We start from the raw sequence: 10,732 nt of genomic DNA on the forward strand, positions 1-10,732 counted from the left end.
CCGGGAGGGACTGCGGGCACCTGGTGTGCCCCGACATGTGGAGAACCTCCCGAACGGCTCCTGCGTTATGGGAAGTGTAGTCCTGTTGTCCCTAGTCCGAATTGACTAGACGACCTGATTCGACGGGGTGGTCACCCGTATGAGTTCGCGCTAGGTTGGGTAGCGACGCAGCAGACATCGTGGCCAAGCCCACCGCCACATCGCTTCCGATCATCGGGAGTATTCGTGTCCATCGCATCGATCCCCACCATTCCGCATCGTTCCAACGCTTCGTCGGTCCCGCAGGTGAGCTCTGCCGAGCGCAAGGCCCGGACCGCCGAGCTCCTGGCGAAGGCCAGGGAGTGCCCCCCCGGGGAGCGGGACGACCTCCTCCAGGAGGTCATCGTGCTCAACATCCCGGTCGCCCGCACGCTCGCCTCGCGCTACCGCAACCGCGGTCAGTCGGCGGACGAGCTCGAGCAGGTCGCCTGCCTCGCGCTGACCCGCGCGGTGCAGTCCTTCGACCCGGAGCGCGGCGACGACCTGCTGGTCTTCGCGGTGCCGAGCATCCTCGGCGAGCTCAAGCGCCACTTCCGCTCGGCCGCCTGGGCGGTGCGCCCGCCGCGCCGGATCCAGGAGATCCGACCCCGGGTCGTGGCCGCCGAGGAGGAGCTGGCCCAGCACCTCGGCCGCCCCCCGACGCCGCAGGAGCTGGCCGACGAGCTCGACTGCCCGGTCGCCGAGGTCGAGGAGGCCCTCGCGTGCGGTGACCTGGTCCACGCGGCGTCGCTCGACGAGCCCGTCGCCGCCACCGGGAGCCCGCTGGGCGACCTGCTGCCGGAGATCGAGCCCGGGTTCGAGCACAGCGAGGCGATCGCCATGCTCGGCCCGGCCTGCCGCAAGCTCAAGGCACGCGACCGCCGCATCCTCCAGATGCGGTTCTACGAGCAGCGCACCCAACAGGAGATCGCCGACGAGCTCGGTGTGACACAGGTCCAGGTCTCCCGCCTGCTGCAGCGCATCTTCACCGACCTCCGCCGTGCCGTCGGCGTGGATCCGAAGCCGCGCGCAGCCTGACGGGAACGCCCCGGGCCGGTGCCTGGGGCGCCGTGACCGGGCGGGTCGCCGCAACTCCGCGGCGGCCCGCCGGCGACGGTCACGACGACGGTCCACCGCTATCGGTCCCCTCGATACGCTCAGAAGGACCAAGGCGGTGGACCGTTGTCGTGGATGACGCTCGGCGGAACCTCTTAGGGCCGGAAGAGCACCTTGACCATGCCCTCGCACTTGTCGCGGAAGTCGCGGTACGCCGCCGGCGCCTCCTCCAGCGGGAGGTGGTGGGTGGCGAACGACTCGACCCCGAGATGGTCGGTCGGGTCGAGGAGGAGGGCGAGGATGTCGTCGCTCCAGCGGCGCACGTTGGCCTGGCCCATGCGGAGCTGGATCTGCTTGTCGAACATCTCCATCAGCGGCATCGGGTCCATCGGCCCGCCGTAGACCCCGACGACGGAGACCGTGCCGCCCCGGCGCACGGCGTGCATCGCCAGGTGGAGCGCCGCGAGCCGGTCCACGCCGGCGGAGCGCATGACCGGCTGGGCGACCCGGTTCGGGAGCAGCCGTACCAGCTTGGCCATCGACTCGGCGACCGGCGACCCGTGCGCCTCCATGCCGACGGCGTCGATCACCGCGTCGACCCCGCGCCCGCGGGTGAGCTCGAGGACGGTCGTGACCGTGTCGGCGTCGGTCTCGGTGACGAGCACCTCGGCGCCGTACGCCGACACCCGCTCGAGCCGGTCGGTGACCGGGTCGACGACGAAGACCCGGATCCCGCGCATCAGCGCGATCCGGGCGCACATGTCGCCGACCGGCCCGGCGCCGAGGACCAGGAGGGTGTCCTCGGGGCGCAGCGCGGCGTACTCGACGGCCTGCCACGCGGTGGGGAGCACGTCGGAGAGGAACACGAAGCGGTCGTCGGGCGGGCCGTCGGGGACACGGATCGGCAGGGTGTCGGCGAAGGGGACCCGGAGGTACTCCGCCTGGGCGCCGGGCACCTGCCCGTACAGCTTGCTGTAGCCGAAGAGGCTCGCACCGGTGCCCTGCTCGATGTTCTGCGTCGTCTCGCACTGGCTGTGCAGACCCTGCGCGCACATCCAGCACCGGCCGCAGCTGACGTTGAACGGCACGACGACCCGGTCGCCGCGCCGCAGCGAGGTCACCGCGGGCCCCGCCTCCTCCACGATCCCGATCGGCTCGTGCCCCACGATGTCGCCGGGCTCCATGAACGGCGCCAGCGGGTCGTAGAGGTGGAGGTCGGAGCCGCACAGGCCGGTCGAGGTCACCCGGATGACGATGTCGTCGGGCTCGCGGACCCGCGGGTCCGGCACGTCCTCGACGCTCATCCGCCCCTTGCCCTGCCAGGTCACCGCCCTCACGGCTTCTTCCTCCGTCGGCGGTCGCGGTGGCTGTCGTCGCACCACGGGAGACGGTCCGAGCGGCCGCACCGGCACAGCGCCACCACGGCGCGCTCGACCGGGGCGACGGTGCCGTCGATGCCGACGACCTCGTCGGCCCCGCGGATCAGCAGCGGACCGCCCGGGCACTCGGTGACCGTGACCCTGCGCGTGCTCATGGGCGCCTCACCCCGCCGCCGGCGTACGGCGTCCGGCGTCGTGTCCGGCGTCATGTCCGACGTCGTGTCCGGCGTCATGTGCGGGGTGGCGCCGGGCGTTCCACCCGTCGAGCAGCACCTCGCCGGCGAGGCCGTCCACGGCGAGACAGGCGGTCGCGCCCAGGACGACGTCCTCGGCCAGCGCGGGCTCGTCCTCGACCAGGGCGGCGCAGATGCCGCGGATGGCGAGCTGCTCGTGCACGGCGTCGGCCTCCACGTGCTCGTCGTAGTAGTCCTCGACGGCCGCGGGCAGCCCGAGCCGGCGGGCGCCGCGCAGGATCCGCTCGCAGGGCAGGGAGCTGGTCGCCTCGAAGGCCGCGAGATGGCCCATCGCGGCGCCGCGCAGGCGCCGGTTGAGGGCGAACAGCGACATCAGGTTGACCGAGGCCAGGGTGGCGCCCTCCGCCGCGGCGACGTACGGCGCCAGGTCGGTCGGCATGTCGAGCGAGGTGAGGGCCCGCGCGAAGAGCGTCTGGTGGAGGCGGTCCGGGCGCCCGCCGCCGTACTCGTCGTACTGCAGCTCGGCGAGGGCGACCTTGGCCGCCCCGCCGATCCGCGGCAGCACGAAGCTCTGCGGGTCCGACTCGCGCAGGTGATAGACCGCGCGCTCGGCCAGGTAGGAGCAGAACTCCTCGCGGGTGGCGCGCCGGTGCAGGAACTGGGCGACGCCGGAGGGACCCGAGCGGGCCGTCATCCGCACCAGTGCGGCGGTGACCTGCTCGGCCGGGGTGTCGCCCAGGTCGGTCAGCGTCGGAGCGTCCTCGGGGGCCTCGCGGACGAGCTCGCGCACGGCGTGCTCGAAGGTGCGCTCGAGCGCGGCCCGGCTGACCATCAGCAGCGGGTCCCACTCGGCGTCGGGGTCCTCGACGTCGTCGAAGCCGCGGTAGTGGAGCTCGTAGAGGACCCACAGGGCCAGCTGGAAGTCGCGGTCGGTCAACGGATAGGTGACATCGCCCATCGCGCGCGGCTCGGGGACGGCGTGGGGGGCGTGGGGCCGGGCGCGCAACGTGTGGACCACGTGCTCGCTCAGTGGTCCACAGGGCTCGGGCAGCAACATCTAGGTCTTGGTCCTTCCCTCCCACAGGTCGCCCAGGATCAGGCGCAGCAGGATGCGGCGAGCGAGGAGCATCGGGAGCAGAGGACCCCCCCGTTGTGCGGATCGTGCGACGTTCGGGATAGTTCTCATCGCAGACGGTCCGTTGTCCCATGGCGACCTCCTCCGGTGGATGCGGGGTACCCGTGCTGTCTGCGCGCATACGGAGCACGGGCGGGAGCGGCAGGAGGCCGGAGATGGGTCGAGGTGGGGCGGGAGACGACGCCGCGGCGGAGGTGCCGGCCGTGCCCGACGGACCACGGCAGACGGGTCGGTTCGTGTTCCACGTCGTCGACGAGCGCTGGGAGTGGGACGACGACGTGTACGTCATCCACGGCTACGCGCCCGGCGAGGTGGAGCCCACCACCGAGCTGGTCATGCGGCACAAGCACGAGCACGACCGGGAGCTCGTCGAGCAGACGCTGCAGGAGGCGATCGGCGACGGCGCGCCGTTCAACGTCTACTACCGGATCGTGGTGGGGGAGCGGATCCGCAATGTCGTGCTGTGCGGCGAGGGCCAGTACGACGGCGACCGGACCAGCGGCAAGGTCGACCGTCTCGTCGGCTACTACGTCGACCTGACCCCCGAGCTGGAGGCCGAGACCACGGCCGCGGCCGACGCCGCCGTGGCGGCGTCCGCGGCCTCCCGCGACACCATCGAGCAGGCCAAGGGCATCCTCATGCTCGGCTACGGGCTCGACGCCGACGCCGCCTTCGCGATGCTCAAGTGGTGGTCACGCAACCGCAACGTGAAGGTGCGGGAGGTCGCCGACAGACTGATCCAGGTGGCCCGGGAGGGGCATGTCAGCCACCCTGGACTGCGCCGGTTGCTGGACGCGCTGCTCGACGACCTCACCGCCAGCCGGACGGCTCGGGGGAACCGCGCCGGCTGAGCCTCGACTCATCGTCCCGCCCGCCGTACCCGACTCCGCCCGGTCCACCCGGGTAACGGTCGAAGATGACCGACAAGACCTTTCCAGCCCAGCAGCAGACCCCGCCGGGACTCACCGAGGAGATGACTCCTCGGCCCGACCACGGCGAGCAGAGCTATGTCGGACACGGCCGGCTCGAGGGGCAGGTCGCGCTCATCACCGGCGGTGACTCCGGCATCGGGCGCGCCGTCGCGATCGCCTACGCCCGCGAGGGCGCCGACGTCGCCTTCACCTACCTGCCCGAGGAGCAGCCGGACGCGGACGCGACCTCCGCGCTGGTCACCGACGCCGGTCGCCGCGTGCTGGCGATGGCGCTCGACCTGAGGACCAGCGAGGCGTGCGACGAGGCGGTGCGGCGCACCGTCGACGAGCTCGGTGCCCTCGACGTGCTCGTCAACAACGCCGGCTACCAGATGGCGCGCGACCACGCCGTCGACGACCTGAGCGACGAGCGGATCGACCGGACCTTCAAGACCAACCTCTACGCGCTGATGTGGCTGGTCCGCGCCGCGGCGCCCCACCTGCGCAAGCGCCCCGGCTGCATCGTCAACAACGCCTCCATCCAGGCCTTCGAGCCGTCCGAGACACTGCTCGACTACGCCGCCACGAAGGCCGCCATCAACAACCTCACGGTCAACCTCGCCTCCTCCCTCGGCGCCGACGGGATCCGGGTCAACGCCGTCGCCCCGGGCCCGATCTGGACGCCGCTGCAGCCGGCCACCCAGGAGCCGGAGAAGGTCGAGCGCTTCGGCGCCGACACCCCGCTCGGGCGAGCCGGCCAGCCGGCCGAGGTGGCGCCGGCGTTCGTGTTCCTCGCCTCGCCCGGCGACGCGTCGTACGTCTCGGGGACCGTTCTCGGAGTCACCGGCGGCAAACCGGTGTTCTGACCCGGAGGCCGGGTACCGCACGGCCATGGACAACCGACCGCGCGAGGACGAGCAGGGCCAGGTCTCGGAGGTCAGCGGCCTCGACGAGGCGGGGATGCGCTCGCCCTCGGACGCCGTCGCCGGCCACCCGACCGACGACGAGGTCCAGGAGGGAGCCACCGGTCCGGACGCGCGGACCGGCGACCAGGATCAGCACGAGCACCTGGAGGAGCGATGACGATTCCCGAGCCGGAGAGCCCCGAGCGCCCGCTGGAGCCCGACGAGCCGGTGGACCCCGAGCAGAAGCCGATCCCGGAGAAGGACCGCTCCACCGTCGAGGACTATCACCCCGACGATCCCGACCCGGAGGCGACCTTGGACCCGCCGGCCGACGAGGGCGGGATCCTCGACGCCGAGGAGGCATATCCGCTGCAGGACCCGCTGTGAGCACCGGCCAGCCGGCGGGCACCCGGTCCGGCCGGCCACCCCAGCAGATCACGCGCAATCTCAGCGAGCTGCTCCAGGAGCTGCGCGTGATGCAGACCGGGGTGCAGATCCTCACCGGCTTCCTGCTGACCGTCCCCTTCACCGAGCGGTTCACCACGCTGACCGACGCCCAGCAGGACCTCTACCTCGCGATCCTCGTGACGTCGGTGCTGACCACGCTCGTCATCGTCTCCCCGGTGTGCTACCACCGGCTGCTGTTCCGGCAGGGAGAGCGGGAGTGGATCGTCGCGGCGGCCCACCGGTGCGCGCTGGTCGGTCTGGTCGGTCTCGCCGTGGTCTCGGCGGCGGTGGTGCTGCTCGTGTTCGACGTGGTCCTCGGAACCAGGGCCGCCCTGATCGCCGCGGCGGCGGTCGCGCTCGCGTTCACCTTGATGTGGGCCGCGGTCCCCTGGCGGGGCCGCGCGAGGTGAGGCGTTCGATGCGACCGGCCGTCGTCGCGGTCCCGGCCCTCCTGCTGCTGGCGGGACTGCTCGGGGCATGCGGCGTGGTGTCCCGGCCGGACGCCGCTGCCTGGGACGACCAGGCCACCCTGGCCCTCACCGATGCGGGGAGCCAGGTCGCCACGGCCCGGCTCGCGCTGACCTCGGCGGCGAAGGAGCGCACCTGGTCGCCGTACACGACCGTGCTGGTCGCCGAGGCCGAGGAGGCGGCGGCCAAGGCGGAGGAGGACCTGGCGCGGGTGCAGGTCCCGCCCGGGCGCGCCGACGACGCCGCGGCCGTGCTCGACCTGCTCGACCGGGCGGCCGGCCTCGTCGGCGAGGCCCGCGCGCACGCCGTCGACGGCGAGTACGACGACCGGAGCCTCCTCGACGATCTCGACCGATTGGCGGGCGAGCTGCAGAAGGCAGCGGGATGAAGCGCTACTTCGCCGTCCTGCTCGGCATCCTGACGGCGATCGGTGGCTTCGTGGACATCGGTGACCTGGTCACCAACGCCCAGGTCGGCGCGCGCCTGGGAATGTCGCTGGTGTGGGTGGTCGTGCTCGGCGTCGTCGGCATCTGCGTCTTCGCCGAGATGTCCGGGCGGATCGCGGCGGTCAGCCATCGCGCCACCTTCGACCTGGTCCGCGAGCGCCTCGGCCCCGGGATGGGCCTGCTCAACCTCGTCGGCTCGATGCTCGTGACGATGCTGACCTTCATCGCCGAGATCGGCGGCGTCGCGCTGGCGCTGCAGCTGGTGAGCTCGCTGCACCACCTGCTCATCGTCCCGTTCGTCGCGGTCGCGGTGTGGATCGTGCTGTGGCGCGCGAAATTCTCCGCGATCGAGAACGTACTGGGTCTCATGGGGCTGGCCCTGATCGCGTTCGCCGTCGCGCTGTGGCAGCTGGGACCGGACTGGGGGGAGCTCGTCTCCGGGCTGTCGCCGGCCGAGAAGCCGGGCGCGGAGAGCTGGGCGACGTACGCCTTCTTCGGCGTCGCTCTCTTCGGCGCCGCGATGACGCCCTACGAGGTGTTCTTCTTCTCCAGCGGCGGCGTCGAGGAGCGGTGGACCAGCAAGGACCTCGGCGTGATGCGCGCCAACGTCTTCATCGGCTTCCCGCTGGGCGGCCTGTTGTCGGTGGCGATCGCCGGCTGCGCCGCGACCCTCTTCCTGCCCCAGGGGATCGCGGTCGAGACCCTCGGCCAGGTCGGCCTTCCGGTCGCGGTCGCCCTCGGCAAGGTCGGCCTGGCCGTGGTGGTCCTCGGCTTCTTCGCCGCCACCTTCGGAGCAGCGTGCGAGACGGGGCTGTCGACCGGCTACAGCCTGGCGCAGTACTTCGGCTTCCCGTGGGGCAAGTTCGTGCGCCCGAAGGAGGCGGCCGGCTTCCACATCATCCTGCTGGTCACCACCGTGATCGCCGCCGGCGTCCTGCTCACCGGGGTCGACCCGATCATGGTCACCGAGATCTCGGTGGTCTTCTCCGCGGTCGCGCTGCCGTTGACCTACTTCCCGATCCTCGTGGTCGCCAACGATCCCGACTATCTCGGTGAGCACGTCAACGGACGGCTGGCCAACGCCCTCGGGGTGTTCTACCTCGTCGTGCTCACGGTCGCGGCGCTCGCGGCGATCCCGCTCATGGTCGTCACGTCGATGGGACAGGGCTGATGGGCTCGCTGGCGGAGCGCGAGGGGTACGACGTCGGGCTGCACCTGCTCGACCGGCAGATCATCGGATCCGACGACCGCCTGATCGGCAAGGTCGACGACGTCGAGCTCCTCCTCGACGACGACGGGTCGCTGGTGCCGACCGCTCTGCTCGTGGGCCTGCCGGCCCTGCTGCCGCGCTTCGGTCGGCACCTCGGTGCGAGGCTGAGCGGCGCCCACCGCCTCGTCCGGGCCGCGGCCGCCGACCAGGCGCTGCCGCTCGTGGTGGGCTTCGACATCGTGGACGACGTCAGCAGCGAGGTCCGGCTCTCCGAACCGGCGTACGGCCTGCTCCACCGGATGAGCCACGAACGGGCGCAGGACCCCCGCCGCTGCCGGGTCGGCTCCCTGCTCGGGACGCCGGTGCGCTGCGACGCGCTGCCGCGCCGCTCGAAGGTCCTCGACCTGCGCCTGGTCGGCGCGCCCGGCCAGCCGGGGGAGCACCGCGTCACCGCACTGCTCGTGGGTCCCGGCCGCCCGGGGGCGCTGTTCGGCTACGACCGCAGCAGCGAGCCCGGACCGGCCGTCGTCGCCGCCGTCATCCAGTGGCTGCACCGCCACGCCCGCGTCGTCGAGCTCGGCCCCGGCGTCGACGTTGACCACGAGGCGGGGGAGGTGCGGATCGGCCCCGAGGCGTCTCTCGAGCCGTTGCGCGGGTAACACCGGGAGTGGACCCGAGCCCGCACCCACGGAGGAGGAGACATGCCCGCCAAGAAGCACGGTCCCGGCATCAAGAACCCGGACGTCTACGAGGAGATCCGCAAGGACGGCGCCAGCAAGGAGAAGGCCGCCCGCATCTCCAACGCGATGGCCGCCGAGGGCGCCAGCACCGTCGCCCGCCGCGGCGGCAAGGCCGGCGACTACGAGGACTGGACGGTCGACGAGCTGCGCAAGCGCGCCGGTGAGCTCGACATCGAGGGCCGCTCGTCGATGAGGAAGGACGAGCTGATCGACGCCCTACGCCACCACTGAGTTGGATGGCGCGAGCGCGTCGTCGCTTCGCTCGCCGCGCTGCCGCGCGCGCAGTCGGCTTCCGTAGGGCTTGCGTCGGTCTGGCGGCTCGCCTGTCGGCTCGCGGAAAGGCTCGGCTCCTCCGCTCCGGTCGCTCCCTGCGCCGCCTCGCTCGGCGTTCCCGCCGTTGGCCGCGGCGGCGGTGCTGGCTTGTTGCTGCGCGCAGGCGTAACGTCGAGAGCAACCACAGGATTCTCGCGTCTCGCCGTTCCCGGTGTCTCCCTCTGGTCGCACGCCAATTCCAAGGAACCAGGCGATGACCGTGTCCGCTCCGACTGCCGACAGCACCCCCGAGGTCCGCGCCCGACCGTTGCCGCCCGTGCAGATGCTGCACTGCCTGCCGTGCGGCGCGTGCACCCCTCATGCCCTCGGCCCGCAGACCCTCGCGCCCGACGGGAGCGTCCTGGTCCAGTGGTGGAGATGCACCGAGTGCGCCGAGGGCCAGACGGTGACCGGCTGCGGGTGACGATCCCGCCCGGTGGTTGAAGTGCCGGGCATCACCGTCGGCGCGGGGCGGGGTTTCCCCTGTGCACAGGCGGGTGTCCGGCGTCGGGGTTGTGTTGTACGTCCTTGGGACGATGCCGTCATGGATCTCGGAACCCGGCCCCGTTCGACAGCAACGCTGCTGTCCGAGCTGCGTGCCGGGGTCCGCGACCGCGAAGCCCTCGTGATCCGCGAATGGACCGGCATCGTCGCCTGGGCCTCCGACCACGTCGTGACCGGACCGGAAGGTGCCGCCACGATCACCGAGGGCTACCTCGACACCGGCATCCCGATCGCCGGGCACGGTGCACCGCTGGTCAGCGAGTTCGCGTTGATGGAACTGGTCGCGGTCCTGGGCCGGACCCCGGACGGTGGGAAGCCGTATGTCGGGCGGGTCATCGAGTGCGCCTGGCGTCTGCCGCACGTCTACGACGCCGTCCTCGCCGGACGCCTGGCGCCGTGGCGGGCCGAACGCATCGCCGACCTCACCCACGGCCTATCGGCCGAGGCGGCGGCGTTCGTGGACCGGCAGCTGTACGACGCCACCGGCGTCGGCTGGGCCCAACTCGAACGCCTCGTGGCCGAAGCCGTTTCGCGGTTCGACCCCGAGACGGCCGAAGCCGAACGACAGCGGGCAGCCGACCGGCGGCACTTCGACATCGGCGACGTCGACGAGCACGGACTCGTCCACCTCGACGCGCTCATGGATGCCGCCGACGGGCACGACCTCGACCAGGCCGTCGCCCGCCGTGCCGAGGTCCTCGGACGCCTCGGCGACGACTCGACGTTGGATGTGCGGCGGTCGAAGGCGGCCGCCGAGCTCGCCCGCGCCGATCTCGCGCTCGATCTGTTGATCCCCGACCCCGACACCGGTGAGGTCGTCGCCACGGTGTCCGGTCGCAAGGTGGTGTTGAACGTCCACATCACCGACACCACCCTCACCGGGCAGAACCCGGTCGGGCGGTGGGAGGAGAGGCGTTGCCCGATCAGCTCAGCGCAGATCAGGGAATGGCTGCGGTCGAAGGACACCACGATCATCGTGCGCCCGGTGATCGACCTGGCCGACCACG

At 71.9% G+C, this 10,732-nt stretch carries 15 protein-coding genes; 12 read left to right on the forward strand and 3 right to left on the reverse strand.

Features of this window, described 5'->3' with window-relative positions; translation table 11 throughout:
• Positions 1-285: 285 nt before the first annotated feature.
• A complete protein-coding gene (locus FHP29_RS05850; protein WP_158296490.1) occupies positions 286-1,056 on the forward strand; it encodes a sigma-70 family RNA polymerase sigma factor in 771 nt (256 codons plus the stop codon).
• A gap of 173 nt (positions 1,057-1,229) precedes the next feature.
• On the opposite strand, the gene FHP29_RS05855 is transcribed toward FHP29_RS05850, so the two are convergent.
• From FHP29_RS05855 to FHP29_RS05865, 3 genes are read right to left on the reverse strand one after another with little or no spacing between them, the layout of a single operon-like run.
• Positions 1,230-2,411 carry an alcohol dehydrogenase catalytic domain-containing protein gene (locus FHP29_RS05855; protein ID WP_139621907.1) on the reverse strand — a complete coding sequence of 394 codons (1,182 nt, stop codon included), beginning with the start codon at positions 2,409-2,411 and terminating at the stop codon, positions 1,230-1,232.
• Entirely contained in the window at positions 2,408-2,608 is a 201-nt protein-coding gene (locus tag FHP29_RS05860; protein ID WP_139621908.1) for a CDGSH iron-sulfur domain-containing protein, read from the reverse strand. Before FHP29_RS05860 ends, FHP29_RS05855 begins: the two co-directional genes overlap by 4 nt.
• Before the next feature lie 7 nt (positions 2,609-2,615).
• Complete coding sequence (locus tag FHP29_RS05865) at positions 2,616-3,704, reverse strand: iron-containing redox enzyme family protein (RefSeq protein ID WP_139621909.1); 1,089 nt, start codon at positions 3,702-3,704, stop codon at positions 2,616-2,618.
• 281 nt (positions 3,705-3,985) lie between these two features.
• On the opposite strand from FHP29_RS05865, the gene FHP29_RS05870 reads away from it, so the two are divergent.
• The 11 genes from FHP29_RS05870 to FHP29_RS05920 form a co-directional block, all read left to right on the forward strand.
• Positions 3,986-4,633, forward strand: a complete 648-nt coding sequence (locus tag FHP29_RS05870) for a PAS and ANTAR domain-containing protein (protein ID WP_158296491.1) — start codon at positions 3,986-3,988, stop codon at positions 4,631-4,633.
• A gap of 65 nt (positions 4,634-4,698) precedes the next feature.
• Complete coding sequence (locus FHP29_RS05875) at positions 4,699-5,559, forward strand: SDR family oxidoreductase (protein WP_139621911.1); 861 nt, start codon at positions 4,699-4,701, stop codon at positions 5,557-5,559.
• A 25-nt stretch (positions 5,560-5,584) separates the two neighbouring features.
• Complete coding sequence (locus FHP29_RS05880) at positions 5,585-5,776, forward strand: hypothetical protein (protein WP_139621912.1); 192 nt, start codon at positions 5,585-5,587, stop codon at positions 5,774-5,776.
• On the forward strand, positions 5,773-5,985 hold the full coding sequence (locus FHP29_RS05885) for a hypothetical protein (protein ID WP_139621913.1): 213 nt from the start codon (positions 5,773-5,775) through the stop codon (positions 5,983-5,985). The genes FHP29_RS05880 and FHP29_RS05885 overlap by 4 nt, the downstream gene beginning before the upstream one ends.
• Entirely contained in the window at positions 5,982-6,455 is a 474-nt protein-coding gene (locus FHP29_RS05890) for a DUF6328 family protein (RefSeq protein ID WP_139621914.1), read from the forward strand. The genes FHP29_RS05885 and FHP29_RS05890 overlap by 4 nt, the downstream gene beginning before the upstream one ends.
• Before the next feature lie 8 nt (positions 6,456-6,463).
• Positions 6,464-6,901 carry a hypothetical protein gene (locus FHP29_RS05895; protein ID WP_139621915.1) on the forward strand — a complete coding sequence of 146 codons (438 nt, stop codon included), beginning with the start codon at positions 6,464-6,466 and terminating at the stop codon, positions 6,899-6,901.
• Entirely contained in the window at positions 6,898-8,130 is a 1,233-nt protein-coding gene (locus tag FHP29_RS05900; RefSeq protein ID WP_139621916.1) for an NRAMP family divalent metal transporter, read from the forward strand. The genes FHP29_RS05895 and FHP29_RS05900 overlap by 4 nt, the downstream gene beginning before the upstream one ends.
• Entirely contained in the window at positions 8,130-8,828 is a 699-nt protein-coding gene (locus FHP29_RS05905; protein ID WP_139621917.1) for a hypothetical protein, read from the forward strand. The genes FHP29_RS05900 and FHP29_RS05905 overlap by 1 nt, the downstream gene beginning before the upstream one ends.
• A 42-nt stretch (positions 8,829-8,870) precedes the next feature.
• Positions 8,871-9,140: a DUF7218 family protein gene (locus FHP29_RS05910; RefSeq protein ID WP_139621918.1), complete on the forward strand. Its 270-nt coding sequence runs from the start codon at positions 8,871-8,873 to the stop codon at positions 9,138-9,140.
• Positions 9,141-9,435: 295 nt separating this feature from the next.
• A complete protein-coding gene (locus tag FHP29_RS05915) occupies positions 9,436-9,645 on the forward strand; it encodes a hypothetical protein (RefSeq protein ID WP_139621919.1) in 210 nt (69 codons plus the stop codon).
• 120 nt (positions 9,646-9,765) lie between these two features.
• Positions 9,766-10,732: DUF222 domain-containing protein (locus tag FHP29_RS05920; RefSeq protein WP_139621920.1), on the forward strand; the 967-nt coding region annotated here is incomplete at its 3' end.

It is taken from the genome of Nocardioides albidus (genome assembly GCF_006335005.1).
Taxonomy (GTDB): domain Bacteria; phylum Actinomycetota; class Actinomycetes; order Propionibacteriales; family Nocardioidaceae; genus Nocardioides; species Nocardioides albidus.